Raw genomic sequence first — 18,245 nt, 5'->3', positions numbered from 1 at the left:
TATGAGCGACGTGCCATTCGGATTCTCGAACCGCGATGACGATCCCGACCGCGACCGGCGGGACGATCAGTCCGGTTCCGGCGCGAACAATCCGTTCGGGATCGGAGGTCCGGGTGCGGGCGGATTCGATCCGTCGCAGCTCGGGCAGATGCTGACCTCGCTGGGTCAGATGTTCTCCAATATCGGGCAGCCGGGCGCGCAGTCCGGCGGTCCGGTGAACTACGACATCGCCAAGCGACTGGCCCGCCAGCAGCTCGGCTCGAGCGTCGAGCCGGTGTCCGCGGGCACGCAGCGCGCCGTAGCCGACGCGGCCCACCTGGCCGAGCTGTGGCTGGACCCGGTCACGACGCTGCCCGCCGGCGCCTCGAAGACGGTGGCGTGGACGCCCAACGACTGGATCGAGGAGACCCTGCCGACCTGGCGGCGGCTGTGCGACCCGGTGGCCCAGCAGGTGTCGGGCATGTGGACGGCCACCCTGCCGGAGGAGGCCAAGGAGTTCGCCGCGCCGATGATCGGCATGCTGGGCCAGATGGGTGGCCTGGCGTTCGGCTCGCAGCTCGGGCAGGCGCTGGGTCAGCTGGCCAAGGAGGTGCTGACCTCCACCGACATCGGCCTGCCGCTGGGCCCGACCGGCACCGCGGCGCTGCTGCCCGCGGCCGTCACCGAATTCAGCAAGGGCCTGGAACGGCCGGAGAGCGAGATCCTGGTCTATCTCGCCGCCCGCGAGGCCGCGCATCAACGGCTGTTCGCGCACGTACCGTGGCTGCGCCAGCAGGTGCTGGGCGCGGTGGAGGACTACGCGCGCGGCATCCGGATGGACTTCTCGGCGATCGAGGAGGCGGCCCAGAACATCGACCCGATGACGCTGACCGACCCCTCGAAGCTGGAGGAGTTGCTGTCGCAGGGCACGTTCGAACCGCAGACCACGCCGGAGCAGCAGGCCGCGCTGGAACGGCTGGAGACGCTGCTGGCGCTGATCGAGGGCTGGGTGCAGGTCGTGGTGAGCGAGGCGGTCGGCGATCGGCTGCCCGGCGCGGGCGCGCTGGCCGAGACACTGCGCCGCCGCCGCGCCACCGGCGGCCCGGCCGAGCAGACCTTCGCCACCCTGGTCGGCCTGGAGTTGCGGCCGCGCAAGCTGCGCGAGGCCGCCACCCTGTGGCAGCGCCTGACCACCGACGCCGGAATCGAATCCCGTGACGCCATCTGGGCCCACCCCGACCTGCTGCCCAGCTCCGAGGATCTGGACAACCCGGCCGGCTTCATCGACGGCGTGATCGGCGGTGGCACCGACGCTTTCGACGACCCGCTGGCCCAGCTGGCCGAGACCGAGGCCCGTGAGCGCGCACAGCGTGAGGCGGAGAAGAAAGGCGAGGACCCGGAACAGGGCGACTCCGGCAACACCGATTCCTGACCACCGCACTCTCGGTCCGCGCCACGACCGGACAACGGCATCGAAGTGCGTGCCCAGGCCACGCGGGCCGGGCAGGTTGCTGCGCCGGGCAGGTTGCTGCGCCGGGCCGGTTGCTGCGCCGGGCAGGTTGCTGCGCCGGGCAGGTTGCGACCGGAGTGCGTACTCAGACGGTGACAGGTTGCGGGAGCAGGGTTTCCGCGAGGGTGCGCCACTGTGAGACGGCCGACCGACCGGGTTCGACACCGATGACCTGCACGGCGACGTGGTCCGCCCCCGCTGCCACGTGGGCGCGCAGACGGTCGGCGATGCTCGCGGGTTCGCCCCAGAACACCAGGTCGTCGACGAGGCGGTCGCTGCCGCCACCCGAGGTGTCGGCCTCGGTGTAGCCCAGGCGGTGGAACTTGGCGAGGTTGTAGGGCGTGGTCAGGTAGGGCACCAGGTGCTCGCGGGCGATCTCGCGCGCCCGGTCCGGATCGGTCTCGAACAGCACCGCGTGTTCGACTCCCAGAAAGCTGTTGGGGCCCAATATCTCTCGCGCCTGCTCGGTGTGCGACACGGTGACGTGATAGGTGTGCGCACCGGCCGCGCGGTCGCGGGCCAGCTCCAGCATCTTGGGTCCGTAGGCGGCCAGGATGCGGCGGATGGGCGGCCGGCCGTCGTCTGTCAGGGCATCCAGTTCGTCGAGGTATTCGGCCATGGCGGCCAGTGGCTTGCGTGCGATCGCTCCGACGCCGAGCCCGAGCACATGCCGATCGGGGTAGGCCGCGGCCAGCAGCGCGGCGCCGCTGTGGGTCGCGCTCGGCGTCCGCGGCGTGATCTGCGCGATGGCGTTGACGATGTGCATCCGTTCGGTGGCGGCGAGCAGGTGCCCGGCCTGGGTCAGCGCCTCGTGCCCGCCGACCTCGGGGAACCAGAAGGCTCGCCAGCCCTGCCGTTCGAGTTCGCGGATGGCTTCGCGCATGCCGGTGGCGAGCAGGTGCTCGAAGTCGAAGGTGTAGATGCCGTATGTCCCCAGGTCCAGGCCGTCGATGGTGCCCATGCCGATCTCCTCGTTCCCGTTCGTGCGCCGAGACGCATCGTCATATCGTGGAAGTACGATACCTAGAACTATCGAGGAAGTGCGATATGTTCCCGCTCGAGAGCGACTAGAGGGTCTGCCCGAGTTCCGCGACGAGCCGGGCGATGCGCCGCTCGTCACGCTTGTAGTGGGTCCACTTGCCCACCCGGGTGGACCGCACCAGCCCGGCCCGTTCGAGTTCGGCCAGATACGCCGACACCGTGGACTGCGCCAGCCCCACCTTCTCCTGGATATGACTCACGCACACGCCGACCTCGTTCATGTCGGCGATCGCGCGCTCCACCGGGAAGTGCTGTTCGGGATCGCGCAGCCAGGCCAACAGCTGTAGCCGCAGCGGATTCGCCAGCGCCCGCAACGCACGCACCAACTCAGGATCGGGTGCGGCCACACTTTCCGCCATGAGCCCCAGAATAGCGACGGGGCAACAAGGGTCCGCCGGATGGCGATTCACCAGGCAACAACGATCCACCGGACGGCGATTCACCAGGCAACGAGGATCCGCCGGACGGCGATTCACCAGGCAACAACGATCCACCGCGCGGCGGATCACCAGGCAACGAGGATCCACCGCGCGGCGATTCACGAGGCAACGAGGATCTGCCGGACAGCGGGCCCCCACTAGGCAACAACGATCCGGCCCGGCACGACTTCGCAGGGCAACAGAGCTCGCCGGGCGCCAAACTCTGTGGCAACAGAATTCGCCGGGGTGCCAAGTCCGCGGGGCAACAAGGGGCCGCCGGGTCGCGATATGGGTGGGCGTGGCGATTTGGTGGACCTCGGACGAGCGCGGGTGCGGGGGGATTACCGCCGGTAGGATGGGCGTCACACCGGCGGCGCGACGCGCGCCGTACAGTTCCGCCCACCGGCCGCCTACCCCTCGCACAGCCCACAGCCGCACTCGCACTCGGAGGCCTTCGTGACTTTTCGCCCCACCACCGACCGCTCGGCGGCTGTCAGCACCGATCCGATCCGCGACTACCTGCACCGCATCGGCCGCACCGCGCTGCTCACCGCCGAGCAGGAATTCGAGCTCGGCGAGCGGATGGCCGTCGGGCTGGAGGCCGAGCGGAGGCTGGCCGAAAGCGCCACGGACGGAGCGGAACTCACCACGGCCGAGCGGCGCGAGCTGACCCGCGCGGCCCGCTCCGGCCGCACCGCCAAGGACCACATGATCGAGGCCAATCTGCGCCTGGTGGTCTCGATCGCCAAGCGCTATCCGGCGCCGGCCGGCATGTCGCTGCTGGATCTGGTGCAGGAGGGCACGCTCGGTCTCATCCGCGCGGTGGAGAAGTTCGATCATCATCGCGGACTGAAGTTCTCCACCTATGCCACCTGGTGGATCAAGCAGGCGGTCGGCCGCGCCATCGATGACAAGAGCCGCGCCATCCGCCTGCCCGCCCACGTGGCCGAGATCCTGCACCGGATCACCCGGGCCCAGCGCACCCTGGACCAGCAGCTCGGCCGCCAGGCCACGGCCGACGAACTGGCCGCCGAACTGGACCTGTCCGCCGAGAAGGTCCGCGAGGTGCTGCGGCACGCCCGCGAACCGATCTCGCTGCACCTGCAGGTCGGCGACGACGACACCGAACTCGGCGCCCTCATCGCCGACGACTCCCCCGACCCGGCGCAGACGGTCGCCGACTCCCTCATCCGGGGCCGCCTCGCCGACGTGCTCGCCACGCTCGCCGAGCGCGAGGCGCAGGTACTCGTGCTGCGCTACGGTCTCGACGGCACCGAACCGCGAACCCTGGAGCAGGTCGGCCGCATCCTGGGCGTCTCGCGCGAACGCATCCGGCAGATCGAGACCAAGAGCATGGCCAAACTCCGCAAGCCCGCCAGCACGCGGGTGCTCGACGGCCTGCTGGGCTGATCGGCCGCCTCAGGGAAAGCGCGCCTCCGCCGTGGCGTACCCGAACAGCTTGCGGCTCTGCGCCATCGCCTCGACGACCACGGTCGCCGTGCGGCGGGTCGGGTTGAGCCAGGTGACGCGGCCGCGGAACTCGATCGAGGTGGATTCGCCGGTGCCCACGGGCAGGTAGTGCATTTTCGGCGCGTACTGCACCCGGTACTTGGCGACCGCGGTCGGATCGCCCAGCCACGACGACAGATATCCGGCAGCCAGCCCCAGGCTCAGCATGCCCGGTGTCGCGCCGACCGGCGTGCGCCCGTCGGCGTCGAAACGGCCCGGGGCGCCGACCACACTCGCGTGATCCATGACGTCGGAGGGCGCGAGCGCGTGGCGCCGGACCGGCAATTCGTAGCCGACCCGCAACTCCTGGAAGTCGACGACCGGTCGCGGGCGCGGAACCGCCACTCCGCGTTGCCGCATCGGCAGGTGTTCGCCCAGCCCCGGCACGCGGGCGCGACGCCGGGCGGGGACGAGTTCGAGTCCGCGGTCGTCACCGTGCGCGCCGGGATGGCGGGCGGCGAGCCGCTGCGTGTGCACCAGTAGCGTCGACGAGCCGATCACGATGACCTGCCCGAGGTGATCGCGCATGGTGGTCACCATGGAGACGATGTCGTAATCGCGGTAGTGCCGGAACGATTCGAAGTGCACATCGCAGCTCACCCGGTCCCCGGCCACCAGCGGGCGGACGATGTCGAGGGCGCGATCGGCGTGCAGGATGCGGCCGATGTGGAAACCTGGCACCATCGCGGTCAGGGTCTCCTCCTCGGCCCGCATCCACACCATGGTGGCGAACGTCGGCGGCGCGACCAGCGCGCCGAAGCCACGCGCGGCGGCCGCGTCCGCGTCCAGATGAATGCGGTCGGAGTTGCCGACCGCGCGCGCGTAGTCGCGGATGTGCTCGGCGGTCACGGTGAAGGTGTTGCGGGACCGGAGTTGTTCCTTCGATGCCACGTGCGGGACGTCGACGGATGCGCTTCCCATGGTGCTCCTTTGCGGCGAATCCGGGCCGGGCCGACCGGGCCAGTGCATCCCCGAGGGGACAACCATTGTTTTCCCGGCCCGGCCGGATGTCACCCGGGAGGAGCCATGGTCTGGAGATATCACCGTGTTCGGGCCGATCGGATTGTGAATCGCACGCCCGCGGTCGTGCCGTCCGGATTGTCGCGAAAGGCGGAAAAACCTTGGTGCTCCGCGGGTTCCGATCGGCGTGCTTTCCACAAGCCGGTTCGACGGGTCCGTGCGGATCCGGCAAGTTGGGGATGGTTTCGGAGGGCGGCGGCGGGAAAGGCGCCACCGAGCGGGGCGCGGACACGGGGATGTCCTGGCCGAATACCCTGTGGATGACAGCCGAAATCTGTGGATAACCAGGGCTTTCGGGCGTTGGCCCGGGGCGGTGGGCGCGAATACTGTCGGCCATGACCATGTTTCGGCCGCGCGGGCCGATGTTGCATCCGCGAGTGGCGGTGTTGCGGCGCCCTTCGGGGGCGGTGCAGCTGGGGTGGGATCCGGAGCGGGCGGTGGTGGTGCGGCTACCGGGAGTCGGCGCCGAGCCGATCGTCGAATTCCTGAAGCTACTGGACGGTCTGCGCAGCCATCCGCAGATCATCTGGCAGGCAGGTCGTTTCGGGATCGCGTCGAGCGACGCGCTGCGGCTGCTCGGCGAGATCGACCGCGCCGGACTGCTGATGCGCCCGCGGGAGTCGGTGAGCGCGGTGCGGGCGGTACATGTGCACGGGCGCGGCCCGCTGTCGGAGGCCCTCGCCGCGGGCGTGCGCCGATCGGGGCTGCGGCCCAGCCGGTCCCGTGATCTGACTCCGGGCGCGGGCGTGGGCCGTGACGCCGACGTGGTGGTGCTCGCCGACGCGCTGGTACCCGAGCCGCACCTGGTCAACGACCTTGTGCTGCGGCGGATTCCGCATCTGCAGGTGCGCATCCGCGACGGCCGCGGGGTGGTCGGCCCGCTGGTGCTGCCGGGCGGCACCAGCTGCCTGCGCTGCGCCGACCTCACCCGCCGGGACCTGGACGCCGAATGGCCGCACCTGGCCGCCCAACTCCTCGACCGCATCGGTTATGGCTCGCCGGCCATGATCGCCGCCACCGCCGCCCTGGCTTTGCGCGACCTGGAACTCGTCCTCGCAGGCGCCGCCGACACCCCACCCCGAACCCTCGACACCACACTGGAACTCGACCCGGACACGCACCACATCCACCGCCGCACCTGGTCCCCGCACCCGGCCTGCGGCTGCCGCGCCATCCTCACCGCCCCGCCCGCAGAACAGGGCGGGGCATCGGAACGCGTGCCGCGCAGGCCGTCTGTCCATGGGAACCAGTGAACGCAGGTAGCACACCGCTCGCCGACCGACCAGCTGATCGAGAGTCAGCGGCTGGTCGGGCGGCGTGGCACGGCGGGAAATGCGGTGGTGAGATGTGTCACCGAGGTGTCGAGCCGGTTCTCGGCGTATCGGGTGACGGTCGTGGCGACAGGTCCTCGGCGGACCGCGTGGACCCCGGCGCACTGCGGAAATCATGAGGCGGAAGTGAGGATTGTGACCGACGACACCATCGTGAGAGGGGGATAAGTTCACCCGATTCACATGGCACAGCGCGCGGTACGTCGGCCATGATGGTGAGGTGTCTGAGATTGTGCGTCGGCCTTCGTCCCGCAATGCCAAGCTGGCCAAGATTCCGCTCGGGATCGCCGGCCGGGCGGCGATGGGATTCGGCCGCAGGCTGGCCGGGGGCGATCGGACCGAGATCAACGCCGAACTGAACCAGCGGACCGCCGAGCAGCTGTTCGCCGTGCTCGGTGAGCTCAAGGGCGGCGCGATGAAGTTCGGACAGGCGCTGTCGGTGCTGGAGGCCGCCGTTCCGGAGGAATTCGGCGAGCCCTACCGCGAGGCGCTGACCAAACTGCAGGCCGCGGCGCCGCCGCTGCCCGCACCCGCCGTGCACCGCGTACTGGATCAGCAACTGGGCACGGCCTGGCGGCAGCGTTTCGCCGACTTCGACGACGAGCCCGCCGCCTCGGCCAGCATCGGCCAGGTGCACAAGGCGCAGTGGTCCGACGGGCGCGCCGTCGCGGTGAAGGTGCAGTATCCGGGCGCCGACGAAGCCCTGCGCGCCGACCTGAAGACGCTCAACCGCATGGCCGGCATGATCGGCGCCGTCATCCCCGGCGCCGACGTGAAGCCGATTCTCGCCGAGATCACCGAGCGCACCGAGGAGGAACTCGACTACCGCACCGAGGCCGCCAATCAGCGCGCGTTCGCCAAGGCCTTCGACGGGCATCCACGCTTCGTGGTGCCGAAGGTGGTCGCCAGTGCCCCGAAGGTGATCGTCACCGAATGGCTGGACGGCACACCGGTTTCCGCGATCATCAAGCGTGGCAACGAGGATCCGGAGGGCACCGTCACACTGCGCAATCGCGTGGCGGAGCTGATGGGCGAGTTCCACTTCTCCGCCCCCGCGATCGTCGGCAAGCTGCACGCCGACCCGCATCCCGGCAACTTCATGGTGCTGGCCGACGACCGCCTGGCCGTCATCGACTACGGCGCCTGCGCCCCGCTGCCCGACGGCTTCCCGCCCATCCTCGGGCAGATGGTGGCCCTGGCTGTCGAGGACCGCTTCGACGAGCTGACCGACATGATGTACGCCAACGGTTTCGTCATCCCCGGCCGCACCGTCAGCCATCGCGAGATCGCCGACTACCTGCGCCCGTTCACCGATCCCATCCGCACCGAGTCGTTCCACTTCACCCGCAAGTGGATGCAGCGGGTCGCGGGCAAGGCCACCGACGTGAGCCGTCCCGAGATGAAAACCGGTATGTCCCTGCAACTTCCGCCTGAAGACGTGATGATCTTCCGGGTGCTGATGGGCTCGATCGGCATCTGCGCGCAGCTCGACGCCGAGGTGCCGTTCATGAAACTGATGCACGACTGGGTGCCCGGCTACGCCGAATACCGCACCGCCAGCTGAATTCGGGCGACCGACCCGACCGAAAGGGCGAGCCCCGCACCTCGGACAGAGATGCGGGGCTCGGTCGATATTCGAGTCGTGCGTAGCCATCACGCCACGGCAACCTTGCGCGGCCGGCCACGGGGGCGCTTGCGGGCGATCACGACACCCTGGTCGAAGATCTCACCGCCCCACACACCCCAGGGCTCGCCACGGTCCAGGGCGGCCGCGAGGCAGCCCTTGCGGATCGGGCAGGTGGCGCACAGGGCCTTCGCCTCCTCCAGCTGCGCGGGGCTCTCGGCGAACCACAGGTCGGGGTCGCCGACCCGGCAGGGCAGGTTGAGGGTGACTCCCCGGGTGCGGGAGGTCGGGGCCACGGTCGTGCAGCATGTCACGCGAGAAACGGTCGCGGTGGACACGTCGGTCTCCTTCAGCTCGTGCAGCGGTCGTTTCGTTGTCTTCCGCGAAACCGGTGCCGGTGGCTGAGGGCCGTTGAAACTATGGCCACGGTCTCGCTTCGGGCGATCCGTGGCCAGGAGGCTCAGGGGAAATATTCCCTATCTGAGTCGACTTCGATGTCGAGACCTGATCACGGTCGCTGGGTGGGTGCGGCGGAGGCGGGCTGCCGGCATACCGACCGCCTGGTGGTCGGCTGCGTAGGCATTGGCGAATGCGTCGGCACTGGCGAATGCGTCGGCAAAGGCCGGGTGCCAGCCCCGCTCGGGCTTGTCCGTATCGATGGCATGCGTCGAGGCTTTGGCGCTGGCCCCGAGAATGCTTACGCCGGACAGACCGGTCCCCTGCAAGGCGAGGACCCCCCGGGAGGCGGGCACCGACGGAATCGCCGTCGCCGCAACGGCGGTCGAAGCGATGTACACGATTTCGTTCATGGGTCTGCCTCCCTCCTTCTCGTTGTCCGAATGGTCACTGTGCGCGCCGGAATGACCTCCCGGTGCGTGTTCCTCACACTACGGCGGCCCTACACAACCGCACAACCTATTTTTCACCTGCAGTTTTATGGTCTTGCGCACGAGCGCGCGAGCGGACTATCGCTAGTACGTCGGCACCGAACTGCCCGAGCTTCTTCGCCCCGATGCCGGGGATGGCGACCAGCGCGCGGTCGTCGGCGGGCAGTTGTTCGGCGATCGCGGTCAGCGTGGTGTCGCTGAACACCACGAAGTTCGGCACCGACAGCTCGTCGGCCTTCTCCCGCCGCCACTCCTGCAGCGCCTCCAGCAGCACGGGGTCGATCTCACCCGGGCAGCGCGAGCAGCGGCCCAGCATGGTCGACTTCGTGCCCAGCAGCGGACGACCGCAGACCCGGCAGGCCGGGTGGTTGCGCTTGCGAGTGTCGGTGCGGGGCTGAGCGATGCGGGAGGCCGGTGAATCCTCGGGCACCAGACCGGTGAGAAAACGGCTGCGGCGCCGCGTCTTCCGGCCGCCCGCGCTGCGCGACAGCGCCCACGACAACCGCAGATGTTCGCGCGCGCGGGTGACACCGACGTAGAGCAGCCGACGCTCCTCCTCGAGCGCGGCCTCGTCGGCCACGACACCGCCGTCACCGAGCACATGCGCGATGGGCAGGGTGCCGTCGGCCAGACCGACCAGGAACACCGCGTCCCACTCCAGGCCCTTGGCCGCGTGCAGGGAGGCCAGCGTGACGCCTTGGACGGTCGGTGGGTGCCGGGCCTGGGCGCGGGTGGCGAATTCGCGCAGCAGGCCGCCCAGATCCAGCTCCGGATCGTGGTCGGCCAGTTCCTCGGTCAGCTGCACCAGGGCGACCAGCGACGTCCATCGCTCCCGGGCCTGAGCGCCGCTGGGCTCGGTGGCCGTGAGCCCCAATCGGCCCAGGGCCGCCCGAACCAGGCTGACCAGATCGGCGCCGCGGGCATCCGGGAGGTCGTCGCGGGCGGCCGTCTGCCGTAATGCCTGCACCGCCTGGCGCACCTCCGGACGCTGGAAGAAGCCTTCGCCGCCGCGGACCTGGTACGGGATACCGGCCTCGGTGAGCGCCTGCTCGTAGGCCTCGGACTGCGCGTTGATCCGGTACAGCACGGCGATCTCGGCGGCGGGCACGCCCTTGCCGATGAGACGCGCGATCGACTTGGCCACCGACAGTGCCTCGGCGGGCTCGTCGTCGTATTCGGCGAACGTCGGCTCCGGGCCCTCGGGCCGCTGGCCGATCAGTTGCAGCCGGGTACCCGCGATGCGGCCGCGGGCGGCGCCGATCACCCGGTTGGCCAGCGACACCACCTGCGGCGTGGAGCGATAGTCGCGTTCCAGCCGGACCACGGTGGCCTCGGGGAAGCGGCGGGAGAAGTCGAGCAGGTGGTTCGGGCTCGCGCCGGTGAACGAATAAATGGTCTGGTTGGCGTCGCCGACGACGGTCAGATCGTCGCGGTCGCCGAGCCAGGCGTCGAGCACGCGCTGCTGCAGCGGGGTGACGTCCTGGTACTCGTCGACGACGAAGCAGCGGTAGCGGCCGCGGAACTCCTCCGCGACCGAGGCGTAGTCCTCCAGCGCGGCCGCGGTGTGCAGCAGCAGATCGTCGAAGTCCAGCAGCAGGCCGTCGGCCGTGTTCTTCAACTGCTCGTATCCCGAGTAGACCGCGGCGACCTTGCCCGCCTCGTACGGTGGCTCGCGTCGCAGCCGGGCGGCGGTGGCGGCGTAGTCCTCCGGGGCGATCAGCGACGCCTTGGCCCACTCGATCTCGCCGGCCAGATCGCGCACGCTCTCCGTGGCCGTCGACAAGCCCACCCGCTGCGCGGACCGCGCGACGATCGGGAACTTGCTGTCGATCAGCCGCCACGGCACATCGCCGATGATCTGCGGCCAGAAGTAGCGCAGCTGCCGCAGCGCCGCGGCGTGAAAAGTGCGCGCCTGCACCGTTTTCGCCTCACCGCCCAGACCCAGGCCCCGCAGGCGATTGCGCAACTCGCCCGCGGCGCGGGCGGTGAAGGTCACCGCCAGCACCTGATCGGCCCGCACATGCCCCGCCGACACGAGATACGCGATGCGATGGGTGATGGTGCGGGTCTTGCCCGTGCCCGCGCCCGCCAGCACACACACCGGCCCGCGGGGCGCCGTGACGGCGGCGGCCTGCTCGGGATCGAGTCCGTCGAGCCGCAGCGCGGGCGGGGTGGTCGGGGCGGGCACGGCCACCATCATGTCAGTGCGGTCCGACAGATATCGACAACCCACGGGAACAGGTCCGGGGCGGCCGATGTTGAATGCTGGCGTGACAGCAACCGACCTGACCATGTATTCGACGACCTGGTGCGGCTACTGCCGTCGGCTCAAGAAGCAGCTCGACGAGTCCGGCATCACCTACACCGAGGTCGATATCGAGCAGGACCCCGCGGCCGCAGAGTTCGTCGGCAGCGTCAACGGCGGCAACCACGTGGTGCCGACCGTGCGGTACGCCGACGGTTCCACCGCGACCAATCCCACTCTGGCGCAGGTGAAGCAGGCCCTGGCCGCCATCGCCTGAGCGGTCGGGCGCTACCGCTCGGCCGCCCAGGACTCGATGATGCTGCGGGCGATCGAGATCGAGCCCGGCAGGAACAGCCGCTGCTCGGCGACGGCGGCGGAGTCCCCGAGCGGCGCGCCCCACGCCCCGGCGTCCAGCGCCTGGCGTACCTCGTCGCGGGTGAACCAGTGCGCCTCGACGATCTCGCCGTCGGTGAAGGTCAGCGGCTGCCCCGGGTCCGCGACCGCGGCGAAGCCGAGCATCAGCGACCGCGGCAGCGGCCACGGCTGGCTGCCGAGGTAGCGGATCTCCCGCACGTGGACGCCGACCTCCTCGAGGATCTCGCGCTGCACGCACCGCTCGAGCGACTCGCCCGCCTCCACGAACCCGGCCAGGAGCGAGAACATCTTCTCGGGCCAGACCTGCTGACGCGCCAGCAGCACCCGGTCGGCGCCGTCGTGCACCAGGCAGATGACCGCCGGGTCGATGCGCGGGAACTCCTCGTGACCGGCCTCGCTGACCCGCGTCCAGCCCGCCTTGGCGGGCACGGTGGGCGTGCCGTCGACGGCGCTGAACCGTGCGCGGTCGTGCCAGTTGAGCAGGGCCAATGCGGCGGACAGGATGCCCAGGGTGACGTCGTCGAGCTGCATCAGGGTACTGACGACCCGCAGGTCCATCAGCTTGCCGTCGATCTCCTCGTCGCGCACCGCCCACAGGTGGCTGCCACCGTCGATGCCGAGGAAGACCGCCTCGGGCACCGGTTCGGGCGCCAGCGTCGTCGCCGGTTCCAGCAGGATCGAGTCGCCGTCGACGCGGACCTGGCCGCGCCGGTTCATCCGCAGCAACCGGGCGCCCGGCCAGCCCTGTTTCAGCGCCTGCTCGTCCGAGCGCAGCTCCTCGGCGCGGTCGAGCACGGAACGCGACAGCAGCGGAACGTCTTTCAGCTGAAAACCAGGCACGCTCCGAGCGTATCCCCCGGCGGTGACACGGATGGCGGCGGTGGTGGGCGCTCGCCCGGCCTCACTTCTGCACGCGGCGAATGTAGAGCAGCCGGTCGCCGGATTCCAGCGCGTCCACCTCGGGCTCGTCGACGCGGATCAGCGCGCCGCCGCGGACGACGCCGAGCACGATGTTGCGCAGGTGCCGCGGCGAGCCGCCCACCTCGTCCGGTTCCACGTCGCGTTCGGCGATCGCGAAGCCCGCCTCCGGGGTGAGCAGATCCTCGACCATGTCGACGACCTTCGGTGTGGTGGTGGCGATGCCGAGCAGCCGCCCCGCGGTCTCCGAGGACACGACCACCGAATCCGCGCCGGACTGCCGCAGCAGGTGCACGTTCTCCGCCTCCCGGATCGAGGCGACGATCTTGGCCTTCGAATTCAGCTCGCGGGCGGTGAGGGTGACCAGCACCGCGGTGTCGTCGCGGTTGGCGGCCACCACCACCGACGACGCGTGCTGCAGGCCGGCCAGCCGCAGCACGTCCGATTGCGCGGCCGAGCCGTGCACGGTCACCAGGCCCGCGGTGGCGGCGCGTTCCAACGCCACCGGATCGGTGTCCACCACGACGATGTCCCCCGGCTGCACACCGTCGCCCAGCATCGCGTCGACGGCGGTGCGGCCCTTCGTCCCGTAGCCGACCACCACGGTGTGATTACGCACCTTGTGCCTCCATCGCTGAATCTTGAACACCTGCCGGGACCGTTCGGTCAGCACCTGCAAGGTGGTACCGACCAGGACGATCAGGAAGAGCACCCGCAGCGGTGTGATGACGATGATATTGATCAGCCGGGCCTGCGGGGTGCTGGGCGTGATGTCGCCGTAGCCGGTCGTCGACAGTGACACCGTCGAGTAGTACGCCGCGTCCAGCAGCGACAATTCGTCACCTTGATTGTCGTGATATCCGTCCCGCCCGAAATACACCACCAGTGTCGCGCCCACCAGCAACGCGACCGCGAACACCACGCGACGGGCCAGTGAAACCCATGGGCTGGTTTGAATTTCGGGAATACGCAGAATTCCGACCAGGGCGTAATCGGGGCGGTCGGTCAGGCGGCGGAGGCCGCGCGGGGGCTCATCGATCACGGGGTATCACCGGTCCTGTCCTGCACCACGGAACCGCAGCGTACCGGGCCGGGATCGGCTCGACACCGCGGCACGCGGATGGCATCGTTGCGGCATGACCACCGACTCCCCCGCCCGGCCGCGGCGCGCACAGCTGATGGCCGCCGCGTTGTTCGGCATGGGCACCCTGCATTTCGTCGTTCCGAAGCCGTTCGACTCGATCGTGCCACCCGCACTGCCCGGCAAGGCGCGGACCTACACCTACTGGTCCGGGGTGGCGGAGATCGGCGTGGCGACGGCACTGGCCGTGCCGCGGACCAGGCGGCTCGGCGGGCTGCTGGCGATGGTGCTGTTCATCGCCGTGTATCCGGCGAACGTGCAGATGGCGGTGGACAGCGTCCGTAATCCCAAGGCGCCCACGGCTTTCAAGGCGATCTCGCTGCTGCGCCTGCCGCTGCAGGTGCCCATGGTGCGGCAGGCGTGGAAGGTGCGCCGGGAAGCGGCCTGAGTCCCGCGCTTCACTCGGTGTCCGCGTCGGGAGGCGCCGCCCAGGCGGGCACGGTGGCCGTGAGGAACTCCGCCAGCTCTTGCGGGCCCGGCAGGTTCGGCGGGGCGATGGTGCGGCCGGTGCGCACGTAATGGAATGCGGCGCCGATCTTTTCGAGCATCTCGTGTTCGTCGGCGCCGGTGCGGGTGGCCAGCAGGCGCGCCCAGGCCAGGCGGTAGACGGCCAGCTGCATCGCCACGGCCGGTTCCTCGGCGCGGGTGGGTTCGGCGCCGGTCTTCCAGTCCACCACCAGCCAGCGGCCGTCCGGCTCGGCGAAGACCGCGTCCATGCGACCGCGAAACAGCGTGCCCGCCAACGACGTTTCGAACGCCACCTCGACCTCCGCCGGATTGCGATCGGCCCACGGTGAGGACAGGAACGCCTCCTGCAGCCGGATCAGCTCGGCGTCGGCGCCGCCGCTGTCGGCCGCGCCCGGCAGCTCGTCCAGCTCGAGCAGCCTGGTCGCGCCGAACCACTGCTGCAACCACGCGTGAAAAGCCGTGCCGCGCCGCGCGAACGGACTCGGCGGATAGGGCAGCGGCCGCCGCAACCGCGCCGCCAGCTTCGCCGGATCCGCCCGCAACTCCACCAGCGCGGTAGCGGGCAGCTGCCCCGGCAGCTCCACCTCCCGCACCCCGGCATCGGCGGCGAAATGCTCCGCGAGCAGGGCGTCCACATCCGCCGCCCAGCCCTCGGGATCGTCATCGGCGGGCTCGTCCACGGGCGAGGTGGTCGTGTCGAACAGGGCCAGCTGCCCCGCGGGACCGCGGCGCGTGTCCCTCTCGTCGGGCGTTCGGCTGTCCGAGGCGGACGATTTCGCCGGCGCGTCCGATGCCTCCCCGGCGAGGGCGGCGCGGACCAGGGCAGCGCGGACCAGGGCGGCGCCCTCCTGTATCGCGGTGCGGCGCTTGCCCAGTGGGTCGCGGGGCCATTCGGCGGAGGCGGGGTCGTCGGTGAAGGGATTGGCGGCGTCGGTGGCGGGGGGATCGGCCCACAGGTCGACGCGGACGGTCGCGGCGGGGGTGGCGTCCGGATCCTCGACGACGCGCTTCAGGTCCAGCAGGAAATCCGACGGACCCTTCGGCGTCGAGCCGGTCTCCGCCCAGTGGTGGCCCGAAACGAACAGTGCCCGTTCGGTTCTGGTCAGCGCCACATAGAACAGCCGACGCTCCTCGTCGAGCCGCCGCCGATTGAGCGCGTCCTTGTGCTCCTTGATCGCACGGTCCAGGTCACTCCGGTCGTACAGTTCCGACAGATCCAGCACGGGCACCCCCTCACCGTCTGCCCCGTCCAGGTCGCGCCGGCGGTCGCCGCGCAGGGAGGTGGGGAGTTCGGCCAGGGCGCCGAGCCAGCTGCCCGCGGCGGTGCCGGAGGGGAACACTCCGCGCGATACGTGCGGGACCGCCACGACCTCCCATTCCAGGCCCTTGGCGGCGTGCACGGTCAGGACCTGGACGCGGTCGCGGGCGACCTCGATTTCGCCTGGCTCCAAACCGTTTTCGACCTCCTCGGCCGCGGCCAGGAAGGTCAGCAGGCCGGGTAGCGAGGCACGGTGGTCGCTCGCGTAGTCGGCGACCACCTCGGCGAAGGCGTCGAGGTGCTCGCGGCCCGCGCCGCCGCCCGCCGAGGCGCGCCGCGCCTGGGTCTCGACGCCGACGCCGATGGTGCGCTCCACGTCGGCGACCAGTTCCGGCAGCGACTGCCCGCTGCGTTCGCGCAATGCCGCCAGCTCCCGGCCCAACCCGACGATGCGCTGGTAACCGGCCTCCGAATACTGTTCCGCCGGACCGGGATCGGCGATGGCGTCGGCAAGCCCGGCCCGTTCCGCCGGTTCCGGCGCCACCGAGCGCAGGGCCTCGGCCAGCGCGGCCGGGTCGGTGATCGCGGGGGCCTGCTCGGGCGGCCGGGTGATGGACAGCTCGCGCGCCCGGCGGGCCAGGGCGGCCAGATCGGTCACACCGAGCCGCCAGCGCGCGCCGGTCAGGATGCGCACCGCCGCGCTGCCCGCGCCCGGATCGGCGATCAGGCGCAACGTGGCGACCACATCGGCCACCTCCGGGGTGGCCAGCAGGCCGCCGAGCCCCACGATCTCCACCGGCAATCCGCGTTCACGCAGCGCCTCCGCCAGCGGCGCGGCGTCGGCGTTGCGGCGCACCAGGACCGCGGAGGTCGGTGGGGCCGCACCGGCGTCGGCGTGCGCCTCCCATTCGGCGGCGATCCGCTCGGCCACCCACTCGCGTTCGTGGGCAACGGTTTCGGCGAGCGCCAGCGCCACCGTCCCGGCCGCGGCGTCGGGCCGGGGGCGCAGCGCGTCGACCGCGACACCCCCGGGCGTCTGCCGCAGCGGTTCGGCTATCGAGTTCGCCAGCTCCAGCGCCTCCGGCGGATTACGCCAGCTGGTGAGCAGCGGCAGGACCGGCGCCGGCACCCCGGGCGCCACCGGGAAATCGGTAGCGAACCGCGGCAGGTTCGCCGCCGACGCACCCCGCCAGCCGTAGATGGACTGCATGGGATCACCGACCGCCGTCACCGCCAGCCGCTGCCCGGGAACTGCCCCCATCGCCGAGCCCTCGCCCGCCGAGACCCCTTCGGCGGCAGCGGAACCCACCGTATGGTCCCGTGCCACACCCGTCTCGGCATCCGCCCCGGCCGCCCGCTCACCGCCACGCGAATCCTCCGCGGCCGACGCGTGCGGAGAGTCGAACCCTTCGAACGCCACCGCATCGCCCTCGGAGCCGCCGCCGCGAGCGTTGTCCGGACCGGAACCGGGCGGCCCCTCCCCCGGCTGCCCCGTCTCTCGATCCGCTCCGACTGCCCGCGCACCGCTGTGGCAATCCTCGTCTGCCGACCGCCGCGGCGGGCCGAAATCTTCGAAGGTGTTCGCAGCATCGTCCGGCCCGTCGACTCCGCGGGCGCTGTCCAGATCGCCGAACAGGGCGGCGAGGAGGATACGCTGGGCGTGGCCGGTGTCCTGGTATTCGTCCAGCAGCACGAGGCGGAACCGGGCTCGTTCGGCGGCCCCCACCTCCGGATGCTCGGCGGCCAGCCGCGCGGCCAGCGACATCTGGGAACCGAAATCCAGTGCGCCCCGGCGGCGCAACTCCTCGCCCAACCGCTGCACGAGGGGCAGTAGCGCCACTCGTTCGTGCTGGACGCCGAGGATGCCGAGCAGCTCCTGGCTGGGGCCGCCGCGCTGGCGCGGGCCGCGCGGCAGGGTCAGGATCAGCTTCTCGAGTTCGGTGTGCGCCTCGGCCAGTTGCTCGGGTTCGACCAGATGCTCGGCGAGCTGACCGGACAGCGCCAGCACGGCCTCGGTGACCGACACCGGAGTGCGGTCGGTGTCGAGATCGCCGTCCCAGCCGGTGACCACCCGGTGGGCGAGCTGCCACAGCTGGGTCTCGGTGAGCAGGGTCGCGTTCGGCTCCACCGGCAGCAGCAACCCGTGCTCGCCGAGCAGCCGACCGGCGTACGAATGGTAGGTGCTGATCTCCGGTTCGGAGCCCGATACCCGCGCACGCAACCGGCCGCTCGGATCGACCTCGCGCAGCAGCGGTGACCCGGCGAGCCGCGCCAGCCGGGTACGGATGCGAGTGGTCAACTGCTGCGCGGCTTTTCGAGTGAAGGTCAGGCCCAGCACCGCGTCGGGCGCGACCGAACCGTTGGCGACCATCCACACCACGCGCGCGGCCATCGTCTCGGTCTTACCGGCGCCCGCTCCCGCCACCACCAGCGTCGGGCCGGGCGGGGCGGCGATCACCGCGGCCTGCTCGGCGGTGGGCGGCGGCATACCGAGCGCCTCGGCCAGCCGCTCGGGTGTGA

General features: G+C 70.7%; 15 protein-coding genes. 6 read left to right on the top strand and 9 right to left on the bottom strand.

All coding sequences use genetic code 11. The features are described 5' to 3' along the window. Position 1: 1 nt before the first annotated feature. On the top strand, positions 2-1,411 hold the full coding sequence (locus NWFMUON74_RS07305) for a zinc-dependent metalloprotease (protein WP_187687193.1): 1,410 nt from the start codon (positions 2-4) through the stop codon (positions 1,409-1,411). A 163-nt stretch (positions 1,412-1,574) separates the two neighbouring features. On the opposite strand, the gene NWFMUON74_RS07300 is transcribed toward NWFMUON74_RS07305, so the two are convergent. Then, a complete protein-coding gene (locus NWFMUON74_RS07300) occupies positions 1,575-2,450 on the bottom strand; it encodes a TIGR03620 family F420-dependent LLM class oxidoreductase (protein WP_187687192.1) in 876 nt (291 codons plus the stop codon). A 106-nt stretch (positions 2,451-2,556) separates the two neighbouring features. Next, positions 2,557-2,889: an ArsR/SmtB family transcription factor gene (locus NWFMUON74_RS07295; protein WP_187687191.1), complete on the bottom strand. Its 333-nt coding sequence runs from the start codon at positions 2,887-2,889 to the stop codon at positions 2,557-2,559. A 516-nt stretch (positions 2,890-3,405) separates the two neighbouring features. Between NWFMUON74_RS07295 and NWFMUON74_RS07290 the strand changes: the two genes are divergently transcribed. Beyond that, on the top strand, positions 3,406-4,359 hold the full coding sequence (locus NWFMUON74_RS07290; protein ID WP_187687190.1) for a sigma-70 family RNA polymerase sigma factor: 954 nt from the start codon (positions 3,406-3,408) through the stop codon (positions 4,357-4,359). 9 nt (positions 4,360-4,368) lie between these two features. Here the strand turns inward: NWFMUON74_RS07290 and NWFMUON74_RS07285 are convergent, their stop codons facing one another. Next, positions 4,369-5,379, bottom strand: coding sequence for an FAS1-like dehydratase domain-containing protein (locus NWFMUON74_RS07285; RefSeq protein WP_187687189.1), 1,011 nt, complete (start codon positions 5,377-5,379; stop codon positions 4,369-4,371). 434 nt (positions 5,380-5,813) lie between these two features. Here NWFMUON74_RS07285 and NWFMUON74_RS07280 point away from each other — a divergent pair, with 434 nt between their 5' ends. Then, positions 5,814-6,731 carry a TOMM precursor leader peptide-binding protein gene (locus NWFMUON74_RS07280; protein ID WP_187687188.1) on the top strand — a complete coding sequence of 306 codons (918 nt, stop codon included), beginning with the start codon at positions 5,814-5,816 and terminating at the stop codon, positions 6,729-6,731. Between the two features lie 298 nt (positions 6,732-7,029). Beyond that, positions 7,030-8,373 (top strand): ABC1 kinase family protein, encoded by a 1,344-nt coding sequence (locus NWFMUON74_RS07275; protein ID WP_187687187.1) that lies wholly within the window; start codon positions 7,030-7,032, stop codon positions 8,371-8,373. 89 nt (positions 8,374-8,462) lie between these two features. Here NWFMUON74_RS07275 and NWFMUON74_RS07270 read toward each other — a convergent pair whose 3' ends face one another. The 3 genes from NWFMUON74_RS07270 to NWFMUON74_RS07260 all read right to left on the bottom strand — a co-directional run bounded on the left by NWFMUON74_RS07270 (position 8,463) and on the right by NWFMUON74_RS07260 (position 11,517). Next, positions 8,463-8,747 carry a WhiB family transcriptional regulator gene (locus NWFMUON74_RS07270; protein ID WP_425300410.1) on the bottom strand — a complete coding sequence of 95 codons (285 nt, stop codon included), beginning with the start codon at positions 8,745-8,747 and terminating at the stop codon, positions 8,463-8,465. Positions 8,748-8,909: 162 nt separating this feature from the next. Further along, complete coding sequence (locus NWFMUON74_RS07265) at positions 8,910-9,242, bottom strand: hypothetical protein (RefSeq protein ID WP_187687186.1); 333 nt, start codon at positions 9,240-9,242, stop codon at positions 8,910-8,912. 106 nt (positions 9,243-9,348) lie between these two features. After that, positions 9,349-11,517, bottom strand: coding sequence for an ATP-dependent DNA helicase UvrD2 (locus NWFMUON74_RS07260; RefSeq protein ID WP_232111122.1), 2,169 nt, complete (start codon positions 11,515-11,517; stop codon positions 9,349-9,351). A 73-nt stretch (positions 11,518-11,590) separates the two neighbouring features. On the opposite strand from NWFMUON74_RS07260, the gene NWFMUON74_RS07255 reads away from it, so the two are divergent. Further along, positions 11,591-11,842 (top strand): mycoredoxin, encoded by a 252-nt coding sequence (locus NWFMUON74_RS07255; protein WP_269475324.1) that lies wholly within the window; start codon positions 11,591-11,593, stop codon positions 11,840-11,842. A gap of 11 nt (positions 11,843-11,853) precedes the next feature. Here the strand turns inward: NWFMUON74_RS07255 and nudC are convergent, their stop codons facing one another. Together nudC and NWFMUON74_RS07245 are read right to left on the bottom strand one after the other, a co-directional pair. After that, positions 11,854-12,780: an NAD(+) diphosphatase gene (gene nudC / locus NWFMUON74_RS07250; RefSeq protein ID WP_187687183.1), complete on the bottom strand. Its 927-nt coding sequence runs from the start codon at positions 12,778-12,780 to the stop codon at positions 11,854-11,856. Between the two features lie 61 nt (positions 12,781-12,841). Beyond that, positions 12,842-13,897 carry a potassium channel family protein gene (locus NWFMUON74_RS07245; RefSeq protein ID WP_187688997.1) on the bottom strand — a complete coding sequence of 352 codons (1,056 nt, stop codon included), beginning with the start codon at positions 13,895-13,897 and terminating at the stop codon, positions 12,842-12,844. 97 nt (positions 13,898-13,994) lie between these two features. On the opposite strand from NWFMUON74_RS07245, the gene NWFMUON74_RS07240 reads away from it, so the two are divergent. Beyond that, a complete protein-coding gene (locus NWFMUON74_RS07240; protein ID WP_197986979.1) occupies positions 13,995-14,387 on the top strand; it encodes a DoxX family protein in 393 nt (130 codons plus the stop codon). 10 nt (positions 14,388-14,397) lie between these two features. Here the strand turns inward: NWFMUON74_RS07240 and NWFMUON74_RS07235 are convergent, their stop codons facing one another. Further along, positions 14,398-18,213: an ATP-dependent helicase gene (locus NWFMUON74_RS07235; protein WP_187688994.1), complete on the bottom strand. Its 3,816-nt coding sequence runs from the start codon at positions 18,211-18,213 to the stop codon at positions 14,398-14,400. Positions 18,214-18,245: the final 32 nt, after the last annotated feature.

Origin of the sequence: Nocardia wallacei (assembly GCF_014466955.1) — a bacterium.
GTDB classification, from domain to species: Bacteria; Actinomycetota; Actinomycetes; order Mycobacteriales; family Mycobacteriaceae; genus Nocardia; species Nocardia wallacei.
The sequence above is the reverse complement of the archived record's forward strand: the minus strand, read 5'-3'. Positions and strand labels throughout refer to the sequence as shown.